Below are 21,363 nucleotides of genomic sequence, written 5' to 3' on the forward strand. Positions count from 1 at the left end.
TTACAAGCCCTCGTACAGGCGGCCGGGGTTCAGGACTCCCGCCGGATCGAATGCATTCTTGAGATTGCGCTGCAGGGCCATCAAGGCGGCCGGCAGCGGGTGGAAGACGGCGCTATCCCGTTCACCATGGCGAAACAGGGTTGCGTGGCCGCCAAGGAGTTCGGCGCAGGCCCGGATCTCCTTTGCCGGCGCCACCGAGCACAGCCAGCGCTGAGCCCCGCCCCACTCCACGAGTTGCTCGCCCGGCAGGCTCGCTGACAGTGCATCGGTGGGCACGGACAGCCGCCACAGGGGTGCATCCGCCTGGAAAAAAGCGTCGGTGTGATCACGCAGGCCGCGCCAGAAGGCATCCGCAACGTCTGACGACAAACGCTCGCCACCGAGGCGGACCGTCGCCGCATCGACAGCCGCTTTTGCCCCCGACAGACGCAGCGTCAGCACCCCGTCGCGCCAAGCACTGGCCGACACCGGCAAGGGTTGACCAGCGCACACGTTAAGCTGATGCAGTGCCGCCGCCTCAGCCATGGAAAAGCGCAACGTCGCCTCCGCCACTGGCCGGGGCAACACCTTCAGCGACACGTCGACAATCAGGCCCAGCGTGCCGAGGCTGCCCGCCAGCGCCCGCGAGACGTCGTAGCCGGCCACGTTCTTCATGACCTCGCCGCCAAAGCGGAGCAACTCGCCGCGGCCGTCGATGATCCGCGCGCCAAGGACGAAATCCCGCACGCCGCCAGCGGCCGCCCGGCGCGGTCCGGCCAGCCCGGCTGCCACACAGCCGCCAATGGTGCTACCTGTCGCAAAATGCGGTGGCTCAAAGGCGAGCATCTGGCCCCGCGCCGCCAGCGTCGCCTCCAGCTCGACCAGCGGCGTGCCGGCGCGTACCGTCACCACCAGCTCGCTCGGCTCGTAATTGACGATGCCGCTGCACATGCGGGTATCAAGCAGCTCGCCGACAGCCTGCCGACCGTAGAAATCCTTGCTGCCACCACCACGGATGTGGAGGCTCCGGCCCTCTGCCGCAGCAGCGCGGATGCGCTCGCGCCAGACGTGGATCAGATCGTTCACTCTCTTGTCTCCATCGACAATCAGAAGCGCGGCAAATCGGGGTGAGCCTGGCGCTGGGTGTGCCCCATGCGTTCACGACCGTATTCGGCGCAGCGGTTGAGGGTTGGAATAGCCTTGCCGGGGTTGAGCAGGCCCTCCGGATCGAAAGCCGCCTTGACCCGGTGGAAGGCGACGATTTCCGGGGTGGCAAACTGGCTGCACATCTGGTTGATCTTCTCGATACCGACCCCGTGCTCGCCGGTGATGGTGCCGCCGAGCGCCACCGACAGCTCCAGGATCTCGGCGCCGAAGGCCTCGGCAGTGTGCTGGTCACCGGGCTTGTTGGCGTCGAAAAGAATCAGTGGATGCAGATTGCCGTCACCGGCGTGAAAGACGTTGATACAGCGCATCGCGTACTTCTTCTCCATCGCCTGGATGGCCAGCAGCATTTCGCCGAGACGCTTGCGCGGAATGGTGCCGTCCATGCAGTAATAATCCGGCGAGATCCGCCCCGCCGCCGGAAAAGCGGCCTTCCGCCCGGCCCAGAAACGCAGGCGCTCGGCCTCGTCGCGGGAGACGCGGATTTCAGTGGCGCCACTGTCTTCCAGCAGCACACGCACGCGGCCGATTTCCTCGGCCACTTCCTCCGGCGTGCCATCCGATTCGCACAGCAGAATCGCCTGGGCATCCAGCGGGTATCCGGCGTGGACGAACGCCTCGACGGCGACGGTGGCCGGCTGGTCCATCATCTCCAGCCCGGCCGGAATGATGCCGGCAGCGATGATCCGCGCCACCGCATCGCCGGCCTTCACCACGTCGTCGAAGGCCGCCAGCACGCACTGGGCGAGCTGCGGCTTGGGCGTCAGCTTGACCGTGACTTCGGTGACCACCGCCAGCATGCCCTCCGAACCGGTCACCAGCGGCAGCAAATCGTAGCCGGGCGCATCCAGCGCCAGGCTGCCGAACTCGACGATCTCGCCGGCGATGGTCACGCCACGCACCTTGAGCAGGTTGTGGATGGTCAGGCCGTACTTGAGGCAATGCACGCCACCGGAGTTTTCGGCCACGTTGCCGCCGATGGTGCACGCGATCTGCGACGACGGATCCGGCGCGTAGTACAGACCGTAGGGCGCCGCCGCCTCCGAGATGGCCAGATTGCGCACACCCGGCTGCACGACAGCACGGCGGGCATGGGCGTCGATCTTCAGGATCTTCTTCAGGCGGGCCAGGGACAAGACCACGCCAAAGCGGTGCGGCATCGCCCCGCCCGACAAGCCGGTTCCGGCCCCCCGCGCCACCACCGGAACTTTCTGCGCAGCACAGATTTTCAGGATGTCGACGACCTGCACTTCGGTTTCCGGCAAGACCACCACCAGCGGCACCTGGCGCAGCGTCGACATGCCGTCGCACTCGTAGGGCGGCAGGTCTTCGGCCTCGTGGAGCAGGCTCGTGGCGGGCAGCACGCGAGACAGGGCCGCGACAAGGCGGCACTTGTCCACCTGCGAAAAATCGCGCTCGGCCGTACTGAAGCCGGGCGCTTCCAGAGTCTTGCCCATCACTTCATCTCCTCGTTCTCGGAATTCACTTTTTTAAGAATCATTGTCATTAATCAATATAATGATATTGATTCTCGTTTAGATTACACACGACGAAAGCACTGTGCTTTCCGACAACAGAGTATGCCAACAATCGTTCAGACCCAGCTGCCCGAGCCCTCAGGAATCCATGTCATGTCGCCCAACCGTACCCTCATTGCTGCACTAAGTCTTTCCGCCCTCCTCTCCGGCGCAGCCCACGCCCTCGAGTACCCCATCGGCGTTCCGCAGCAGCGCGCCGGAATGGAAATCGCCGCGGTTTACCTGCAACCGGTCGAAATGGAGCCGGAAGGCCACATGCGCAAGGCCGTGGATTCCGACATCCACATCGAAGCCGACATCCACGCCCTGGCCAACAACCCGAACGGCTTCGAGGAAGGCGCCTGGATTCCCTACCTGCTCGTCAAGTTCGAGGTCTCGAAGATCGGTGGCGACTACAAGATCGCCGGCGACTTCATGCCGATGGTCGCCAACGACGGCCCACACTACGGCGACAACATCAAGCTGGCCGGACCCGGCAAGTACAAGGTGAAATACACCGTGCTGCCGCCGTCAGCCAATCCGCAAGCCCACTTCGGCCGCCACACCGACCGCGCCACCGGTGTTCGCCCATGGTTCAAGCCCATCGAGGTTGAGTACGAATTCACCTATGTCGGCATCGGCAAGAAGGGCGGCTACTGATCATGCGCTTCGTTCAACTGAGCGCTGCGCTCGTCGCGGCAGGACTGACCCTGCCCGCCCTCGCCGGCCCGACTGAAGCCGCCCTGCTGGAGAAGCTGGCCGCCCGCCTGGAAAGACTGGAGGCCCGCAACAGCGAGCTGGAAAGGGAAGTGAAGGCGCTGAAGGGTGAAAGCACCGAAATCGCCCGGGGGCTCGACAGCCCGCGCCTGTCCGAAAACGAGCCGGAACTGACCGTACGTCTCAAGGCCGTCGAGAAGGATGCGCTGGAGATGAAGAAGGCTGCCCGCATCGCCGAATCGCTGGAAGGCATCAAGGTCAGCGCCGCACTGGCCACCGTCGGCCAGCACGCGGCCGGTCTGCCGCAGCACATGGACGGCGGCAGCAGCCAGTTGAACTACCGCGCCGATGTCTCGGTGGAGCTGCCTCTGGCGCCGCTCGGCGACATCGAGCACAAGCTCTTCGCGCACCTGCGCATGGGCCAGGGCCTCGGCTTGAATGCGGCCTTCTCGAACCTCGGCCATTTCGCCAACACGCCCAATTCGCTGGCCTTCCGCGCGTCCGGCGCCAACCCGGACGACTCCGTGGCCATCCTCGGCCAGGCTTGGTATCAAGCGGCCATTCCGCTGCCCTTTCTCGGCTTCAAGCCCTACTCCCGCGAAACGCTGGAACTGACTTTCGGCAAGATGGACATCTTCGGCTTCTTCGACCAGAACGCCGCCGCCGGCGATGAAGCGAAGCAGTTCCTGAATTCGGTCTTCGTGCATAACCCGCTGCTCGATGCCGGGCGCGAAGCCGGCGTTGATGCCAACGGTTTCCAGCCGGGCTTCGTGGCGTCTTACCTGAACCACGTGGACAAGGCGCGGCCCTGGCGTCTGTCGATGGGTGTTTTCGGTGCCGGTGAACGGGGCGCCAACTACCAGCGCAGCCTGTCCTCGCCGCTGTTGATGGTGCAGGCCGAGAAGCAGCTGAAACTCTTCGGCGGCCTGAGCGGCAACTACCGGGCCTATGGCTGGAACCGCAGCCAGGGCGTCGACTACGACGGTACGCTGACCCGGCACACCGGCATCGGTGCCTCGGTGGACCAGCGTATCGGCGACGGTATCCGGGTCTTCGGGCGCTACGGCAAGCTGGTCAATGGCGAGTTGCCGTTCAACCAGGCCGCCACGCTCGGGGCGGAGTTTTCCGGCAGCTACTGGAATCGTGGCGCGGACGCCTTCGGCATCGCCAGCGCCTGGCTGCAGTCGGGCAAGGCCTATCGCAACGCGCCGACAACGGCCTGGCTCGACGACAACCAGACCCTCGTCGCCTACAGCTTCGTCCCGCAAGGCGCGGAGAAGCTCACGGAAATCTACTACCGCTACCGCCTGTCACCGCAGTTCGAACTGACACCGGACTTCCAGTACGTCACCAACGGTGGCGGCAACGCGGACGCGAAGGCCGTCAAGGTCTTCGCCCTGCGCGCCAATATTGCCTACTGATCGACCAGCCCATGCCCCTCAAGAACCCCATGAGATCCACGCTTCTTTCCGTGCTCACCGGCTTGCTCCTGGCCTCGGGCGCGGCCGGCGCCGACGACATGCCGACCTTCAGGCTGCTGATGAAAGACGGCCACTTCTTCCCTGAAACGCTGGAAGTCCCCGCCAACACGCGCTTTCGCCTGGAGGTGAAAAACGAGGGACCGGGCGCCACGGAATTCGAGAGCCTTGAACTGAAAAAGGAACTCGTCCTCGCCCCCGGCGTCACGCGCAACCTGGTTTTCTTTCCAATGAAGCCGGGCAGCTACAAGTTCTTTGACGACTTCCACCCGGCAACCGGCCAGGGCCGGATCGTCGCCAGATAAGCAACGGAGCGGCCCATGGGTAACGCGTTTTTTGTGGTCTGGCGGGAAAGCCTTGAAGCCTTCCTGATCGCCGGCATTCTCTACGCCTGGCTGAAAGCCAACGACGACAGTGGCAAGGGGCGGCAGGCGCTGTTCCTTGGCCTGGGCGCCGGGGCCGGTCTCGCCCTTCTGCTCGGCTGGGCACTGTTGAGCGTGCAGGACGGCTTGAGCGGTGACGCGCTCGAAGCCTTCCAGACCGGCACGCTGCTGGTCGCCGCCGGCCTGATCACCCAGATGGTGCTGTGGATGCAAAAGCACGGCCGGTACATGAAGGCACGCCTGCACGCCGACCTTTCCGCCGCCACCGCACGCGGCGGCCACCTTGGTGTGGCCGTTGTAGCCGCTCTGGCAGTGGCCCGCGAAGGAGCCGAAACAGTGATTTTCCTGTACGGCCTGGCGCAAGGCGGCGAACTGCAGGCCCTGGCCTTCGGCAGCGTCGCCGGTTTTGCTGCCGCCGGCGCCACCGCCTGGCTGGCCGCCCGGAGCCTGGCGCGCCTGAACATCGGCGTACTGCTGCGCCTCTCGTCGATTCTGCTACTGGTGCTGGCCTCGGCCCTGCTGGTTGCCGCCATCGACCGAATGATCGGCGTCGGCTGGCTGCCACCGTTGCTCGACCCGGTGTGGGACAGCACCCTGTTTCTCGACGATACAAGCACCGGCGGCAAACTGATTGCCGATTTCACCGGCTATCGGGCGCGACCGGCCCTCGTCACCCTGCTGGCATGGGCGGGCTATTGGAGCGTGGTGATCGGCGCCCAGCGGAAAGCCCGTCATGACTGAACACGTGCTGCAGTTTCAGCGGACGAAACCCGCTGGTCGTCTCGAAAAGGCCGGCCTCTTCCTGCGCCGCCACCGCACGCCGATCATCGCCATCCAGTGGCTGATCGTGCTGATCTATACCGCGCTGGTGGTCATCCCGGCCTTCCTCCCGCTGCCGCCCGAGAGCGCCCACATCTGGGACAACCTGCGCCTGTTCGCCCAGTTTTGCTTCTGGGGCATCTGGTGGCCGGGGGTGATGATCGCCACCGTCACACTGGGCCGGGTATGGTGCGGGGTGTTTTGCCCGGAAGGTTTCATCTCCGAGCGGGTCAGCCGCTACGGGCGCGGCAAGCCCCTGCCGGGCTGGCTGAAGTGGTCCGGCTGGCCCTTCGTGGCCTTCATCTGCACCACGGTGTATGGCCAGCTGGTCAGCGTCTATGAATACCCTCAGGCCGCCCTGCTGGTGCTCGGCGGCTCCACCGTGGCAGCCATCGGCGTCGGCCTGCTCTACGGGCGGGAAAAACGCATCTGGTGCCGCTACCTGTGCCCCGCTTCCGGCGTATTTGCCGTACTGGCCAAGATCGCGCCACTCCACTACAAGGTGGACCGGGCCGCCTGGGATCACCACAAGGACAAGCACAAGGGCGACTTCGAACCGGTGAACTGCGCTCCGCTGGTGGATGTACGACGCATGACCAGCGCCTCCGAATGCCATGCCTGCGGGCGCTGCGCCGGCCAGCGCGATGCCGTGGCGCTGAGCTGGCGCTCCCCCGCCGCCGAAGTCCTCGATGCCGGCAACCCGGCCCGCACGCCGGACGCCCTGACCCTTGCCTACGGTGTACTCGGCGTTGCCACCGCCGCGTTCCAGTGGACGGTCAGTCCGTGGTTCCAGCACATCAAGATGGCGCTGGCCGAATGGCTGGTCGAACACGAACACTTCGCCCTGCTCGACAACGACGTGCCCTGGTGGCTGCTCACCCACTACCCGGAGGCCAGCGACCTGTTCACCTGGCTCGACGGTGCACTGGTGCTCGCCTACCTGCTCGGCGGCGGCTTCCTGCTCGGCAGCCTGCTGTTGATCGGCCCGGCCATCGCCAGCCGGCTGACTATGGACAAGCCGCTCAACTGGCAACGCTTCACCCTGGCGCTCACCCCGCTTGCCGCGGCCAGCGTGATCCTCGGCCTGTCGATGCTCACCGTCAGCCACCTGAAGGCCGAGCATGTCTGGCTCGGCTGGCTGCCGGCCTTCCGCATCGCGCTCCTGGGCACCGGCTGCCTGGGCAGTCTGGCGCTGGTCTTCGGCCTGCTGCGGCACTCGGCCGGCGGTCTGCCCCGGCGCCTGCTGGCCGGCGTGGCGATGGTCTGGCCGGTCGGCTTGATGGCGACCCTCTGGACGCTGGTTTTCTTCGTCTGGTAAGCATCGATCAGTCGCCGAGAGGCGGCGCCACAAAGCCGCCAAAGATCGGCTCCAGTTGCGCCGCCACCGCCAGCAATGCCTCTTCACCCCAGCGCCGCCCGACCACCTGGATCCCCACCGGCAGCCCGTCTTCGATACCCAGCGGCAAGGCCGCCACCGGGCTGCCGGTGACGGAAAACGGCAGGGTCAGGCCGATGGTCGCCTCCAGGTAAGGCAGGCGCCGGCCGGCCACGCTGAGCCTCGGCGCCCCGGAGAACAGGCTCATCGGCCGCCCCGGATAGGCCACCGTGGTCGCCACTGGACACAACAACGCATCAAAACCGGACAGGAAGGTTTCCAGCCGGCAGATCGCCTCTTCCCGCTCGTTCAGGGCCCGGTTATAGGCGCGCATGTCAAAGCGCAGCCCGCGGGCCACAGCCCGCATCACCCCCTCGGAGGGCGGCAGCAAGTGGCGTGCGGCGAGAAGGAAAGCCCGCTGCCACGACGGCATGCCGAGGCCGATTTCGGCCCCGCCGATCAACCCGAAAAGCACCCGCAAGTGCGCCGGATCAAGCCCCGGCGGCACACCCCGTTCCACCCGGTGGCCGGCAGCCTCGAGCCGTTGGAGCATACCCGCCAACCCGGCCCGGGTCCGTTCACACAAAGGCAGCCCGAAGTCATCCCACAGCGCCAGACGCAGCGGCCTTCCGTCCCGACCACGCAGCGGCGACGGCACAGGCAGAGGCGGCACCTCGCTATCCATGCCGTCCGGCCCCGCCATCAACCCGTAGCCCAGCTGCAGGTCGGCCACCGACCGGGCCAGCACGCCGAAGGACAGCATGTGCCGCACGCTCCGTGTCCCACCAAGATGTTCCGGCAAATGAGGGATGTGGCCGGTGCGGGGAATCCGGTTCTCGGTGGCCTTCAAACCAGCCACACCGCAGTAGGCGGCAGGGATGCGGATCGATCCGGCCAGATCGCTGCCCACCTCGAGCAGCGACAGGCCCGCAGCAATGGCCACCGCCGCGCCGCCGGAGCTGCCTCCCGGCGTGCGCTGCGGATCCCACGGGTTGCGGGTCAGCCCGAACACAGGGCTCCAGCAGTGCGGCGCACCGGCCAGTTCCGGCAGGTTGCTCTTGCCGACGATCACCGCCCCGGCTGCACGCAGACGGGACACCACCGTTGCATCGGCGGCGGGCACATAGTCCGCCAGCGGCTTGTGACTGGCGGTGGTGCGCAGCCCTCGGGTGGCGAAGGCATCCTTGATTGACACCGGCACCCCCAGCAGCGGCAACACGGCGCCCCCCGCTGCAAGCTGCCGATCCGCGGCTCGGGCGGCCTCCCGTGCGCCTGCTGCATCGACGGTAACCAGCGCATTCAGGTGCGGGTTGAATCGCTCGATCCTGGCCAGGCAGGCCTCCAGCAAGGTTTCGGCGGACAGACGCCCCTCACGGATTTCCCGGGCAGCAGTTGTGGCCGTAAGGGTATCGAGGCAAATTTCAGACATCGCCCGCTCCCGTGGCCAGGCGCCGGGCGGCGATAGCTGGCAGGATCCGGATGCGCAGGGAAGAGGCGGGAGTCGGCTTGGTCATGGCAGATGGCGGGCACAGGCGATAGAAAACGCCAGCTTGCGCCCCTCCCCCCGGTCAGGTCTTGTACCCAGACGACATTCCGGCGAATGATGCGATTCAGAACCCGGCGGGGCCGAAATGCCGCGCCAGGGTTGCCGGATCGACGCGGTAGGGCCAAAAGGCCGGATCGTCACCGGCGACCCCGGCCTGCAGCCCGGTCGGCGTATGGCCGGTAAACCGGCGTACGTCCCGACACAAATGCGCCTGGTCGACGTAGCCTGCAGCGGCGGCAATCGCCGCCCAGCCCTCGGCAGGATCGACAGTCACGCGCAGCGAGCCCAGCATCCGGCTGCAGCGCAACTGCTGGCGATAGCCTCGCAGCGGCTGACCATAACTCTCCCGGAAGCGCCGTTCGAACTGCCGCGGACCAAGGCCAAAACGTTCCGCCAGCAGATCCGCGGGAAAGGCCAGCAGCGGCAAGGGTACCCACAGGTCGGACGACCTCCCGCCTCCACGGCGGAGCGCGGCCAACAGATCCCACAACCGTCTTACCTCGTCCCGCACGGCAGCAACAGAAGGCAGCGCCTCGACAAAGCGCGCCAGGGCCCCACGCCCCGCGGCATCCAGCAGTTCGGCCGGATCGACGGCTTCTTCCATCAGCGCCCCGCCCGGCAGGCCGAACAAGACCCTCACCGCCACCGGCTGGAGCGGCACCGTAATGATCCGAGTCCCCGGCTCGGCCCGCGCTTCGCGGACACCTCGCGTTCCGCCGCACAGGACCAGCCCGGGAAGCGGCCGCTCACCAGCGCCGCGCCGGACCACAATGCCACCCTGCAGGATGACCAGCAAAACGGGATGCAGCGCCGCCGGCAGGATATAAGGCCCGCCGGGCAGGCTGGTGACCAGCGCACTGCTCAGACAGTCGGCCAGCCCCGGCGGCGGCAGATGGATCCCGTCCGCGATCATCCCGCCACCGCTCAGGCCGACATCCACTCGAAGGAATCCACAGTGGGTCCGGTCGGGACATATTCGCAACCGATCCAGCCCGGGTAGCCCAGCTTGCGCAGTTGGCGGAACAGGAAGGGAAAGTTGATTTCACCGGTACCCGGCTGGTGACGGCCGGGGTTGTCGGCCAGCTGGATGTGGCCGATGCGCGGCAAGTGCGTCTCCAGCGTACGGGCCAGGTCGCCCTCCATTACCTGGGCGTGGTAGATGTCGTACTGGAGGAACAGGTTTTCCCGCTCCGCCGCATCGAGCACCGCCAGCGCCGGCGCCGTGCGGTCTATCAGGAAGCCCGGCGTGTCGCGGCTGTTGAGGGGCTCGATGAGCACCTGGCCCCCGGTCGGGGCGAGCACATCCGCTGCGTGGCGCAGGTTGTCCACCAGCGTCTGCGTCAGCAAGCCTTCATCGACGCCTGCCGGACGCCGCCCGGCCAGGCAATTGACCCGCGCGCAGCCCAGCCCTTCGGCATAGCGCGCCGCCTCGGCGACCCCGTCGCGAAATTCACCGACCCGCTCCGGCAGACAGGCAATGCCCCGCTCGCCCGCAGCCCAGTCACCAGCCGGAAAATTGAACAGCACCACCTCGACGCCGGCGCGCCTGGCCGCGTCGGCCACCTCGTCAAGCGGAAAAGCGTAGGGAAAATGGAATTCGACCCCCTTGAAGCCGCCGGCCGCTGCCGCAGCGAAACGTTCAAGGAAAGGCCGCTCCAGAAACAGGAAAGACAGGTTGGCAGAGAAGCGCAGCATAGGGGAAACTCCCGAAACAAGTCCAAATCACGCTCCGGCTTCGTGCAGGAACGCCCAGAACGGCAGTCTCAAGCGTCAAACCCTGCCGTTCCATGGGTTATCATGCTCGACTTGAACAAAATAATCCAAGCCCCGCCAATGATCCGCAAACTGCTGCGCCGCGTGTTTCGCCGCGCCGCACCCGTCAGTGCCCTTCCCGAACCCGCCGTGATTCCGGTGGCCCGCCACGGTGTCCGCCGGGAACACATTTCCCCCGCGGCCAACAAGGTCTGCTCGGTCCTCCAAGACGGCGGCCACAAGGCCTACGTGGTCGGTGGTGCGGTTCGCGACATCATCGTCGGCCACACGCCGAAGGACTTCGACGTAGCCACCAGCGCCACGCCGGAACAAGTCCGCGCCCTCTTCCGCCGCTCCCGCATCATCGGGCGCCGCTTCAAGATCGTGCATGTGATGAGCGGTTCGGAAACCATCGAGGTTTCCACCTTCCGCGCCATGCAGGACGCCGAATCCACCGAAACCGACGAACACGGCCGGGTGCTGCGCGACAACGTGTTCGGCTCGATGGCCGAAGACGCCACCCGCCGCGACTTCACCGTCAACGCCCTGTACTACGACCCGAGCGACGAAACCATCGTCGACTACCACCACGGCGTGGCCGATCTGCAGCAGAAAACCCTGCGCATGATCGGCGACCCGCGCGTGCGCTACCGTGAAGATCCGGTACGCATGCTGCGCGCCGCGCGCCTCGGAGCAAAACTGGGCCTGTCCATCGATCCGGCCGCCCGTGCGCCGATCCGCGAGATGGCCGAACTCCTCGAAAACGTGCCGCCGGCACGCCTCTTCGACGAGATGCTCAAGCTGCTGATGTCCGGCCACGCCGTCAAATGCCTCAAGCAACTGCGTGAAGAAGGCCTCCACCACGGCCTCCTGCCGCTGCTCGACGTGATCCTCGAACAACCCATGGGCGAACGCTTCGTGTGGCTGTCGCTCGAAAACACCGACGACCGCGTGCGCCAGGGCAAGCCGGTATCCCCCGGTTTCCTCTTCGCCACCCTGCTGTGGCACGAAGTGCTGGCCGACTGGGAAGCCCGCAAGGCCAAGGGCGAATACTCCCAGCCGGCACTGTTCGAAGCCATGGACGCGGTGCTCGAACGCCAGTCCGGCAAGCTCGCCATCACCCGCCGCATCGCTGGCGACATCAAGGACATCTGGGCCCTGCAACCGCGCTTCGACAAGCGCGCCGGCAAAACGCCCCATCGTTTGCTCGAACAGCCGCGCTATCGCGCCGGCTGGGACTTCCTGCGTCTGCGCGCCCAGTCCGGCGAACTGCCGATGGAACTGCCCGACTGGTGGGAAGCCTTCGCCGACGCCCATCCGGAAGCCCGCGAGAACATGCTGGTGCCCGACAAGGCCGGTGCGGCCAAAAAGCGCCGTCGTCGCAAGAAACCCGCAGCGGCAGCGGCCACCCCGGGCAAAGAATGAGTTCGACTCCGTCTGTGCGCATCCGCGCCTTCGTGGCGCTGGGCGCCAACATCGGCGAGCCCGTCAAGCACCTGCGGGCCGCCGTGGAAGATCTGTCCACCCTGCCCGACACCTGTGTCGTGGCCCGCTCGTCCCTGTACCGCAGCGCGCCGGTGGGGCTCGTCGACCAGCCGGACTTCATCAACGCGGTAGTGGCCGTCGATACGGGCCTCGCGCCCCTTGCGCTGCTCCACGCGCTGCTCGCCATCGAGGCCCGCCACGGCCGGGTGCGCAGCATTCCCAACGCCCCGCGCACCCTCGACCTCGACCTGCTGCTGCACGGCGACAGCCGCCTGAACGGCCTTGAACTGACCCTGCCGCACCCGCGCATGCACCAGCGCGCCTTCGTACTGCTGCCGCTGCTGGAGATCGCCCCGGACGTGCTCCTGCCCGGGCTCGGCGCTGCACAGGATTACCTTTCTGCCGTCACCGACCAGGCCATCACGCGCAGCGAGCCCCTGTAATGCCGATCTGGGTCCAGACCTCCCTTCTGCTGGCGGCCTCCAACGTCTTCATGACCTTCGCCTGGTACGGGCACCTCAAAAACCTGTCCACCTCGCCCTGGTACATCGCCGCCTTCATCAGCTGGGGCATCGCCCTCTTCGAATATCTGTTGCAGGTCCCAGCCAACCGCATCGGCGCGCAGGAACTCAACCTCGCCCAACTGAAGATCATGCAGGAGGCGATCACCCTCACAGTGTTCGTGCCCTTTGCATTTTTCTACATGCAGCAGCCCCTCAAGCTTGACTATCTGTGGGCGGCCCTGTGTATCCTAGGCGCCGTTTACTTCATCTTCCGCGCCTGAAAGGCGAAGTCATCCCATGCTCGAAAAAGCGCGCTACATCGTCGTGGAAGGCCCCATCGGCGCTGGCAAGACAACCCTCGCCAAACGCCTTGCCGATCGTCTCAATGCCGAAGTGCAGCTGGAAAACCCGGCCGCCAATGCCTTTCTCGGGCGCTTTTACCAGAACATGGAACGCTGGGGCCTGCCGACCCAGATCGCCTTCCTGTTCCAGCGCAGCGAGCAACTGGCCCGCTTCGCCCAGGAACATGACCCGCACAAGCGCGTGGTCTCCGACTTTCTGATCGACAAAGACCCGCTGTTCGCCGAACTGACTCTTGCCGAAGACGAGCTGCAGCTCTACCGCCAGCTCTACGAACGCCTCAAGCCCACCGTGCGCAAGCCCGACCTGGTGATCTACCTGCAGGCCCAGGCAGACACCCTGATCGAGCGGGTACGCAAGCGCGGGGTCGAATCCGAGCGCAAGATCAACGAGATCTACATCCAGCGGGTCGCCGAGCGCTACGCCACCTTCTTCCATCATTACGATGCAGCACCGCTGTTCATCGTCAATGCCGAGTCTCTCAATCCGGTGGACAAGGACGAAGACTTCGAGCTGCTTTACTCCCGCCTGCTCGCCATGCGCAGCTACCGGGAATTCTTCGGCTACTCCGCCTGACCCCAACATCCCCCCGGCCTTGCGCAGCATCCGTTTGCGCTTGTGCCGTGCACAAGATTGGGGTTAACTGCCGCCGCGAGGAGAAACAGCAATGAGCTACTTACAAGAAAACAACAAACCCGTCACCCTGTTCGAACTCGGCAAGATGCGCGCCGAGGGCCGCAAGATCGTCATGCTCACCGGTTACGACGCCAGCTTTGCGGCGCTACTGGAACGCTGCGGCGTCGATGTCGTCCTGGTTGGCGACTCGCTGGGCAACGTGCTGCAAGGCCAGAAGACGACCCTGCCGGTGACCATGGAACACATGGTCTATCACACCGAATGCGTGGCCCGCGGCTGTACGCGCCCGCTGATCGTCTCCGACATGCCCTTCGGCAGCTATGCCGAAAGCCCGGCCCAGGCCATGCGCAACGCGGCCCGCCTGATGGCTGCCGGCGCACAGATGGTCAAGCTCGAAGGCGGCGCCTTCATGGCCGAAACCGTACGCTTCCTGGTCGAACGCGGCGTGCCGGTATGCGCCCACATCGGCCTCACGCCCCAGTCGGTGCACCAGCTCGGCGGTTACCGCGTGCAAGGCCGCAGCGACGAGAGTGCCGCCATCCTGAAGGGCGACGCCCTGGCGCTGGAACAAGCCGGTGCCGCACTAGTCGTCATCGAAATGGTGCCCGCCGTGCTGGCCGCCGACGTCACCACCAGCCTCACCTCGATGGCCACCATCGGTATCGGTGCCGGCGCCGACTGTCACGGCCAGGTGCTGGTGCTGCATGATCTGATCGGCGTCTTCCACGGCAAGCGCCCGCGCTTCGCCAAAAACTTCATGGAAGGTGCGTCGAGCCTCGACGAGGCTGTTACGCGCTATGTCACCGACGTCCAGGCCGGTCGCTTCCCCGGCCCCGAACACAGCTACTGAGATCCGTCATGCAGATCCATCACACCATCGCCAGCCTGCGCGCCGCCCTCGCCAACGCCGATCGCATCGCCTTCGTGCCGACCATGGGCAACCTTCACGACGGCCACATCGACCTGATGCGCCAGGCCCGCGAACAGGCCGGCACGGTGGTCGCCAGCATCTTCGTCAATCGCCTGCAGTTCGGCCCGAAGGAGGACTTCGACAAGTACCCGCGAACCTTCGAAAACGACTGTGCGCGGCTTGCCGCCGCTGGCGTCGATCATCTCTTCGCGCCGGACGAAAAGGAAATGTACCCGACACCCCAGCGCTACCACGTCGAGCCCGACCCGGCCCACGTGAATATCCTGGAAGGCGCTGTACGGGCCGGGCACTTTGGGGGTGTCGCCACCGTGGTGCTGAAGCTCTTCAACATCGTGCAACCGAATGTGGCGCTGTTCGGCAAAAAGGACTATCAGCAACTGATGGTCCTGTCGAACATGGTGCGCGAACTCGCCTTGCCCATCGAGATCGTCGCCGGGGAAACCATCCGTGCCGACGACGGCCTGGCCCTGTCCTCACGCAATGGCTACCTGAGCACCGCCGAACGCGCCGAAGCGCCGCGCCTCAACCGCCAACTGGCGTGGATTCGCGAAAAACTCGCTGCTGGCGAAAAGGATTTTCTGCGCCTTGAGACCGAGGCAATGGCAGAACTCGCCGCCCACGGCTGGCATCCGGACTACATCGCCATCCGCCGCCGCAGCGACCTGCAGCCCCCACAGGGCGACGAATCGCTGGTGGTGCTGGCTGCCGCCAAACTGGGCAACACCCGGCTGATCGACAACCTCGAAATCTGAGCCTCAGGTCGTGGGATGAAAACTGGCGATGACCAGCGAATCCCCAGCCTGCGCCTGCCGGCGGATCTGCCCGAAATGCTCGGCAATCGCCATGCACTGACGGATATCCTCGAGCAGATACTGGCGCATCCCCACGCACAAGGCCATTTCACTCACCGCCGGCTCAGCGGCGCAGGCCGTGCGGATCGCCCGCACCACCTCGGTGTAAACCGGATCCCGCGCCAGCAACACGGCCAGACGCACGCGAACATGAGGGGCAACCCGCGATCTGGCGGGATAACACTCCAGTCGCTGGCAAGCCTGCAGAACACTCTCGCGCACCTCCCGGTGACGCCCATGCATCTGCTCATTGCTCATGCGTACCAGCGACGCCTCCCAGTCCGGGGGAATCCGCTGCTTTTCGGTAACACGCTCGCGCCATGCCTGCCAGCAGATGATTGCCAGAGCCAACAGCCCGAGACAGGTAAAGATGAGGGTATGCATGATCCGGCTCCGCGCAACAAGTTCTGACGCTCGAAGCTTAGGTGCCGGGGTAAGCCAGAACGGCCGAATACATCACACTCACTGGCGAATGGCGCACGCCGGGGCACGGACCGCGGGTTAACCGAGAATTCGGTCACGCCCTGAGCCAGCCGGGCCTCAGGCGGGAATGCCCGGCACACACCGCTGGCGGGGCAGGCTGCTACCCGTCGTATCCCGTTCCGCACCGACCCGATCCAGCCGGTAACCGTTGCCATAGGCGGCACTCAGCCGAAAACCGATCTCAGGCCACAAGCCGAGCTTGCGACGAATGCGGCTGACATGGGTATCGACCGTGCGGGAAGCCGTCGGCAGATTGCTGCCCCACACAGACTCCAGCAGATGCGCCCGCGACATGACGCGTCCCTGGTTGCGAAACAGGAACAGGCTCAGCTCGAATTCCTTCTCGGTCATCGTCACGGGGGAGCCCGACACATAGATCCGCTTGGCGACGATGTCGAAGCGGTAGGGATAGGTATCGGTGAGCGTGCACCGGCTGAAGTGCGCCGGCAAGCGGCGACGCAGCACCGCACCAACCCGGGCGACAAGCTCCCTGCTGCCAGCCGACTTGCGCACAAAATCATCCGCCCCCGCCAACAAGGCATCAGCGAGCGCCTCTTCGCTGTCGCTGCACGCGATGAACATCACCGACGAGTCGCCCCCCGGCATGGAGCGCAACCTCATCAACAACTGGGCGCTGTTTGCGGCGGTCGCGTTCCAGGCGAGCAGAAACAGATCGAAGCTTTCCCGGGATGCATCACGGAGGAGATCCCGCTGATCCTCAAAAAAATGGACACGGTGTCCCGCATCCTCAAGCGCACACCGCAATGGCTCAGCCAGCCCGGAATCTGCATGGAGCAGGGCCAAACGCATGAAACTCTCCCCTATCAGGCGCAACCACAAAGGACCACGCTACCCCGATATGCTAAACGACCATGACATGCAGGGAAAATGCTGACCAATACTGACCAATACTGACCAATGCAGGATGAATTCAGGTCAAAGGATGCGTACATGAGCATCGAAACGATAGCCACGGCCGTAGCTGGACACCAGTGGCAGCCTCATCGCGCACTTCTCGGCAGCCTTCGCCCGCAACCGGCTGACCAGTGCCTCCAGCCTCGGCATCGAGTAGCCCGGCGCCTCGACGCCGAGCAGCGCGACCAGTTCTTCCCGGCTGGCCTTGCGCCCGGGATGCCCGAAGAGCGTTTGCAGGAGTTGGGTTTCCAGGGCATTGAGACGCACACTCGCCCCGGTCGGGGCAGTGAGCAGACACTGCTCCCGGTCCAGCAGCCAGGGATTCGGAAGCGGCCGGGCGAGCAGCGGTGACGGCGGAAAGCGCAGCCGCCGATAGACACTGATCAGTGTGGCCTCAAGCTCCTCGGCATCCACCGGCCTGATCAGGCAGGCATCCGCCCCTTCCCGCAGTCCGGCGATGCGCAACGCCCGTTCAGCCCGCCCCAGACACAGGATGATGCCGCACGGCATGTAACTGCGTACGCGCCGGCAAAACGCCAGACCGTCTCCGTCGGGCAACTCGATATCGACAATCAGCATGGCAACCGGCTCGGACAAAGCGACCTCCGCCTCCGCAATGCTTCCCGCTCGGCTGACGACAAAGCCGGATTTGGCGAGAAACGCCGCCGTGGCCTGGCTCCGGCACTGATCCGCCTCCACCAGGAGAACGGAAAAGCTCACGAGCCTACGCCTCTGGCGACGACACTCCGAACACTCTCCCCCAGCTCCACAGCCTTCCTCCCCCTCGTTCATCGATTCATTTTCATCGCCGGTGGACAGATGGTAGGCGAAGGCGGGCGGCCGGGCGCAGAGCTCACAATTCATTGCAAACCTGACAGCCACACCGGGCATGAACAGGAAAAACCAGGTCGCGCTCAAGGTGCTGACGATGCAGCCACCGACAATGACCTCGCTGGAGTCCGGGCGCGCCCCACCAAATATCCATTAGGCACTTGCCATCCCGCGCCCAAGCGATACACTCCGGATAGCCTGCGGCGCGGCGCTGACAGGTCCATGGAGACAAACGAAAAGGAGGGTTCAAAACAATGGCTGCTACGGTCCAACAGATTCTTCAGAGCAAGGGCAACGCGAGCTACTCCGTGACGCCCGACACCACCGTGCTCCAGGCCCTCGTTCTCATGGCCGAGCGCAACGTGAGTGCCGTTCTGGTCATGGAAGGCGAACAACTGGCGGGGATCTTCACCGAGCGGGATTACGCCCGGAAGGTGGTGCTCAAGGGCCTCGCCTCGAAGGACACCAAGGTCGGCTCCCTGATGACGCCGAACGTTCTCACCGTGTCCCCGAACCACACCATCGACGACTGCATGTGCATCATCACCAACAACCATGTGCGCCACCTGCCGGTGGTCGATCATGGCAAGGTGATCGGCCTCATCAGCATCGGTGATGCAGTGAAGTCGGTGATGGAACAGCAGCAGGCCACCATCGACCAGTTGTCCGGCTACATCTCGGGCGGCATGACGACCTGAGCCGACCCTCACCGGCGCAGCGCCAGCCGCTCCGACAGCTTCGCCCTTTTCCGGATGCATGACCGCGTGGGCCGCCTCGGCGGCCCGACTTCCGCCTCACGGCTTCGACATCGTCACCAGCGGCGGAAAACGAATGCTCACCGCCAGCCCCATCCCACCGTCCGGCCGTGCCAACCCGTCATCGAACACCAGCGTCGCCCCGAGAATAGTGACGATACGGGCGACGATTGACAGGCCGAGCCCACAGCCATCCGCCTCCACATCGGCCCCGCGGGCAAAACGGGTCAGCAGTTGTTCGCGCTGGGCCGGTGGAATCCCCGGCCCGTCATCCACTACCCGCAGGCAGCGGACCGCCGCATCCAGGGACACCACCACCCGGCCACCAGCCGGCGTGTAGCGCAGCGCGTTGTCCACCAGATTGCGCAGCAGCACCTCCAGCCACCAGCGGTTGCCCTGCACCACCAGTCCGTCCCCCTCCAGGCTCAGGCTCTGACCCGCTCGCCGGGCCTGAGGCTCGAGCGCAGCGCAGATGCTTTCGGCCAACGCCTCCAGATCGACTTCCGGCTCAAGGTTTCCTGCCGCATCCGGGTCAAGCCGGGCCAGGGTCAATAGTTGCTCGACCAGATGGGTCATGCGCTCGACGCCGGACAGCACCTGATCGAGAGCATGACCGCGAATCGTCTCGTCGCTGGCCCGGCGTGCCACCTGGGCGTGGATCTTCAGCGCGGCAAGCGGCGTGCGCAGTTCGTGGGAGGCATCGGCGGTAAAGCGGCGCTCATTGTCCATGGCTTCCGCCACCCGCCCGACCAGCGCATCAAGAGACGTCACCAGCGGGGCAATCTCGGCCGGCAGCGGGCCAGACACCTGCACCGGCGCCAGATGCCGCGCATCCAGCCCGCCCACCGCCGCGGCCACCGCATTGACCGGCCTCAACGCCCGGCCGACGACCGCCCAGATACCAATGGCAATCAGCGGCAAACCAAACAGGATGGGCACCAGCAGGTGCAGGGCGATCTCGCCGGCCAGGTGATAGCGGGCCGCATGGTGCTGGCCAACGATGACCCGGTACTCACTATGGGAATGATCGACGGCGAAAAACCGCCACAACTCCCCATTCAGGTCGTGCTCATCAAAGCCCGTATTTTCCATCAGCGGCGCGTCCGGCATCTCCGACGAACGCACCAGCAGAGACCACCGCCCGTCCTTGCGTTGCCAGGCCTGGAAGGCCACCGGCAACTGGTAGGCATGCTGGTGCTCAGCCATTTCGTCGGCGACGTGGGGCGACTGGCCCGCAGCGACAATGGCAAGCAGGGTTTCGGCCACCTGCACAAGCTGCGCGTCGAACAACTCGTCGGCCTCGGCGTGGGCGGTGCGAAAGGCCACCACTGCCGACACGCTCCACATCAGTGCGACCACACCGATCAACAAGCCAACCAGACGTCGGCGCAGGGAATAAGTCTGCAGTACAGCCCTCACCGGGGCGCCTCATCCACCAGATAGCCCACTCCGCGCACAGTACGGATCAGCTCGCTACCCAGTTTGCGGCGCAGGTGGTGAATGTGCACTTCCAGCGCATTGCTCTCGACGGCCTCGCCCCAGGCGTAAAGCTGTTCTTCGAGCACCCGGCGGGTCAGCACCCGGCCCGCCGCATCGAGGAGCATGCGCAGCAGGTCGAACTCCTTGCCGGTCAGGATCACCGGCTCGCCCTTCAGCTTCACCGTACGCCCGGCGGGGTCGAGGACCAGCTCGCCGTAGCGCAGGCAGGCATCCGCGCGCCCCTGGGAGCGTCGCACCAGCGCCCTCAAGCGGGCCGCCAGCTCATCCAGGTCGAAAGGCTTGATCACGTAATCGTCGGCCCCCAGGTCAAGCCCGCGGATCTTGTCCGACACTTGGTCGCGGGCTGTCAGCACCAGCACCGGCACCGGGTTGCCGGCACTGCGCAGGCTGGACAGCACCGACAGGCCGTCGCGCTTGGGCAAGCCAAGATCGAGCAGTACCGCGGCAAAGCTCTCGGCGGCCAGCGCCGCCAGCGCGGCATCGCCATCGCGCACCCAATCCACGGTAAAGCCCGATCCGGTCAGTCCCGCCTGCACGCCATCGCCCAGCAGGCGATCATCCTCGACCAGCAAAATACGCATCGTCAACCCATTCCAGGCATGTAGAACAAACGCTCAGGGGCGCTCATCATCGGCATCCGGCTGACGCTGTGCAAGCTCCCGATACTGATAACCGCTGACCATGCTCTGGGCGACCGGCACGCCACGCTTCTCGTGAAGCATCAGCGCCGCGATGTGCACCACGATGAAACCGAGAATCAGGTAGAAACCCACCTCGTGGGGTTCCTTGATGGTGTGGCGCACAGCATGGAGCGACGTCTCCCAGGCCGCCAGCGGCCCAGCGCCAAACTCTGCCGCAGCCAGCCCCAGGCCGGTGGCAACCATCAGCGCCATCAACAAGAAGGCCGCCAGATAGGCCGCGCTGGCCAGCGGATCGTGGCCGAAGCCGCTGCCATGCGCCAGACGCCGGGTAGCCAGCGCTTCGCGCCACGCGGCGGGATGCCACAAGTCCGACCAGCGGGCGCTCGCCGGACCAGACAGCCCCCACACCAGCCGCAGTAAAAGACCGAACGCCAGTGCATAACCAAACACCATGTGCATCTGCCAGCCGGCATGGTCATAAGGGCCGTCCTCCATCCACTCGGCAATCTGGCTGCTGGCAGCGAGCATCACGATCGCCAGACCGTTCCACCAGTGCAGCAAGCGCAGGAAGGGGTCGTAGACCCGACGGCGCTCAAGCCTCAGGGTGTGATGATCAGTCGTATTCATTGAAGCACTCCGGCAAACGATGTATGAGTGACACACTATCGGCCCCAAAACTTAGGCAAGCCTTAAGCTGAAATGCCCACCCGTCTTAAGCCAGTCTTAAGCCGCCCGGCTTAGC

General features: G+C 65.4%; 23 protein-coding genes. 12 read left to right on the forward strand and 11 right to left on the reverse strand.

Going from position 1 to position 21,363, the window contains the following annotated elements; translation table 11 throughout:
- Both glcE and ETQ85_RS16800 read right to left on the reverse strand, forming a co-directional pair.
- Positions 1-1,065 (reverse strand): glycolate oxidase subunit GlcE, encoded by a 1,065-nt coding sequence (glcE, locus tag ETQ85_RS16795; RefSeq protein ID WP_148580235.1) that lies wholly within the window; start codon positions 1,063-1,065, stop codon positions 1-3.
- Positions 1,066-1,085: 20 nt separating this feature from the next.
- Complete coding sequence (locus ETQ85_RS16800) at positions 1,086-2,600, reverse strand: FAD-linked oxidase C-terminal domain-containing protein (RefSeq protein ID WP_148580236.1); 1,515 nt, start codon at positions 2,598-2,600, stop codon at positions 1,086-1,088.
- A gap of 174 nt (positions 2,601-2,774) precedes the next feature.
- Between ETQ85_RS16800 and ETQ85_RS16805 the strand changes: the two genes are divergently transcribed.
- The 5 genes from ETQ85_RS16805 to ETQ85_RS16825 are packed head-to-tail and all read left to right on the forward strand — an operon-like array spanning position 2,775 to position 7,375.
- Entirely contained in the window at positions 2,775-3,320 is a 546-nt protein-coding gene (locus ETQ85_RS16805) for an iron transporter (protein ID WP_148580237.1), read from the forward strand.
- A gap of 2 nt (positions 3,321-3,322) precedes the next feature.
- Positions 3,323-4,798 (forward strand): carbohydrate porin, encoded by a 1,476-nt coding sequence (locus tag ETQ85_RS16810; protein ID WP_148580238.1) that lies wholly within the window; start codon positions 3,323-3,325, stop codon positions 4,796-4,798.
- Between the two features lie 29 nt (positions 4,799-4,827).
- The gene (locus ETQ85_RS16815; protein ID WP_148580239.1) at positions 4,828-5,160 is read left to right on the forward strand and encodes a cupredoxin domain-containing protein; all 333 of its coding nucleotides are present in this window, start codon (positions 4,828-4,830) and stop codon (positions 5,158-5,160) included.
- Positions 5,161-5,175: 15 nt separating this feature from the next.
- Positions 5,176-5,979, forward strand: a complete 804-nt coding sequence (locus ETQ85_RS16820; RefSeq protein WP_148580240.1) for an FTR1 family iron permease — start codon at positions 5,176-5,178, stop codon at positions 5,977-5,979.
- Positions 5,972-7,375, forward strand: coding sequence for a 4Fe-4S binding protein (locus ETQ85_RS16825; RefSeq protein ID WP_148580241.1), 1,404 nt, complete (start codon positions 5,972-5,974; stop codon positions 7,373-7,375). The genes ETQ85_RS16820 and ETQ85_RS16825 overlap by 8 nt, the downstream gene beginning before the upstream one ends.
- Before the next feature lie 7 nt (positions 7,376-7,382).
- Here ETQ85_RS16825 and ETQ85_RS16830 read toward each other — a convergent pair whose 3' ends face one another.
- The 3 genes from ETQ85_RS16830 to hyi all read right to left on the reverse strand — a co-directional run bounded on the left by ETQ85_RS16830 (position 7,383) and on the right by hyi (position 10,673).
- A complete protein-coding gene (locus tag ETQ85_RS16830; RefSeq protein ID WP_148580242.1) occupies positions 7,383-8,861 on the reverse strand; it encodes an amidase in 1,479 nt (492 codons plus the stop codon).
- A 181-nt stretch (positions 8,862-9,042) separates the two neighbouring features.
- Complete coding sequence (locus ETQ85_RS16835) at positions 9,043-9,891, reverse strand: helix-turn-helix domain-containing protein (protein WP_148580243.1); 849 nt, start codon at positions 9,889-9,891, stop codon at positions 9,043-9,045.
- An 11-nt stretch (positions 9,892-9,902) separates the two neighbouring features.
- Positions 9,903-10,673, reverse strand: a complete 771-nt coding sequence (hyi, locus tag ETQ85_RS16840) for a hydroxypyruvate isomerase (RefSeq protein WP_148580244.1) — start codon at positions 10,671-10,673, stop codon at positions 9,903-9,905.
- Between the two features lie 138 nt (positions 10,674-10,811).
- Between hyi and pcnB the strand changes: the two genes are divergently transcribed.
- From pcnB to panC, 6 genes are all read left to right on the forward strand, one after another.
- Positions 10,812-12,155 (forward strand): polynucleotide adenylyltransferase PcnB, encoded by a 1,344-nt coding sequence (pcnB, locus tag ETQ85_RS16845; RefSeq protein WP_148580245.1) that lies wholly within the window; start codon positions 10,812-10,814, stop codon positions 12,153-12,155.
- Positions 12,152-12,658 carry a 2-amino-4-hydroxy-6-hydroxymethyldihydropteridine diphosphokinase gene (gene folK, locus ETQ85_RS16850; RefSeq protein ID WP_148580246.1) on the forward strand — a complete coding sequence of 169 codons (507 nt, stop codon included), beginning with the start codon at positions 12,152-12,154 and terminating at the stop codon, positions 12,656-12,658. The genes pcnB and folK overlap by 4 nt, the downstream gene beginning before the upstream one ends.
- Entirely contained in the window at positions 12,658-12,999 is a 342-nt protein-coding gene (locus ETQ85_RS16855; RefSeq protein WP_148580247.1) for a DMT family protein, read from the forward strand. Before folK ends, ETQ85_RS16855 begins: the two co-directional genes overlap by 1 nt.
- A 16-nt stretch (positions 13,000-13,015) precedes the next feature.
- The gene (locus tag ETQ85_RS16860) at positions 13,016-13,654 is read left to right on the forward strand and encodes a deoxynucleoside kinase (protein WP_148580248.1); all 639 of its coding nucleotides are present in this window, start codon (positions 13,016-13,018) and stop codon (positions 13,652-13,654) included.
- A gap of 91 nt (positions 13,655-13,745) precedes the next feature.
- On the forward strand, positions 13,746-14,564 hold the full coding sequence (panB, locus tag ETQ85_RS16865; protein WP_148580249.1) for a 3-methyl-2-oxobutanoate hydroxymethyltransferase: 819 nt from the start codon (positions 13,746-13,748) through the stop codon (positions 14,562-14,564).
- Positions 14,565-14,572: 8 nt separating this feature from the next.
- Positions 14,573-15,397 carry a pantoate--beta-alanine ligase gene (gene panC / locus ETQ85_RS16870; protein ID WP_148580250.1) on the forward strand — a complete coding sequence of 275 codons (825 nt, stop codon included), beginning with the start codon at positions 14,573-14,575 and terminating at the stop codon, positions 15,395-15,397.
- Between the two features lie 3 nt (positions 15,398-15,400).
- On the opposite strand, the gene ETQ85_RS16875 is transcribed toward panC, so the two are convergent.
- The 3 genes from ETQ85_RS16875 to ETQ85_RS16885 all read right to left on the reverse strand — a co-directional run bounded on the left by ETQ85_RS16875 (position 15,401) and on the right by ETQ85_RS16885 (position 17,614).
- Complete coding sequence (locus ETQ85_RS16875; protein ID WP_148580251.1) at positions 15,401-15,880, reverse strand: hypothetical protein; 480 nt, start codon at positions 15,878-15,880, stop codon at positions 15,401-15,403.
- Positions 15,881-16,036: 156 nt separating this feature from the next.
- Positions 16,037-16,789, reverse strand: coding sequence for a response regulator transcription factor (locus tag ETQ85_RS16880; RefSeq protein WP_148580252.1), 753 nt, complete (start codon positions 16,787-16,789; stop codon positions 16,037-16,039).
- A 126-nt stretch (positions 16,790-16,915) separates the two neighbouring features.
- Entirely contained in the window at positions 16,916-17,614 is a 699-nt protein-coding gene (locus tag ETQ85_RS16885; protein ID WP_187394742.1) for a response regulator transcription factor, read from the reverse strand.
- Between the two features lie 365 nt (positions 17,615-17,979).
- Here ETQ85_RS16885 and ETQ85_RS16890 point away from each other — a divergent pair, with 365 nt between their 5' ends.
- Positions 17,980-18,423, forward strand: a complete 444-nt coding sequence (locus tag ETQ85_RS16890; RefSeq protein ID WP_148580254.1) for a CBS domain-containing protein — start codon at positions 17,980-17,982, stop codon at positions 18,421-18,423.
- A gap of 96 nt (positions 18,424-18,519) precedes the next feature.
- Here the strand turns inward: ETQ85_RS16890 and ETQ85_RS16895 are convergent, their stop codons facing one another.
- Genes ETQ85_RS16895 through ETQ85_RS16905 form a run of 3 tightly spaced genes read right to left on the reverse strand, consistent with a single transcriptional unit; the run spans position 18,520 to position 21,248 of the window.
- On the reverse strand, positions 18,520-19,899 hold the full coding sequence (locus tag ETQ85_RS16895; protein WP_222862194.1) for an ATP-binding protein: 1,380 nt from the start codon (positions 19,897-19,899) through the stop codon (positions 18,520-18,522).
- Entirely contained in the window at positions 19,896-20,561 is a 666-nt protein-coding gene (locus ETQ85_RS16900; protein WP_148580255.1) for a response regulator, read from the reverse strand. The genes ETQ85_RS16895 and ETQ85_RS16900 overlap by 4 nt, the downstream gene beginning before the upstream one ends.
- Before the next feature lie 33 nt (positions 20,562-20,594).
- Positions 20,595-21,248, reverse strand: a complete 654-nt coding sequence (locus tag ETQ85_RS16905) for a cytochrome b/b6 domain-containing protein (RefSeq protein WP_148580256.1) — start codon at positions 21,246-21,248, stop codon at positions 20,595-20,597.
- Positions 21,249-21,363 lie beyond the last annotated feature (115 nt).

Source organism: Zoogloea oleivorans (assembly GCF_008107625.1).
Taxonomy (GTDB): domain Bacteria; phylum Pseudomonadota; class Gammaproteobacteria; order Burkholderiales; family Rhodocyclaceae; genus Zoogloea; species Zoogloea oleivorans.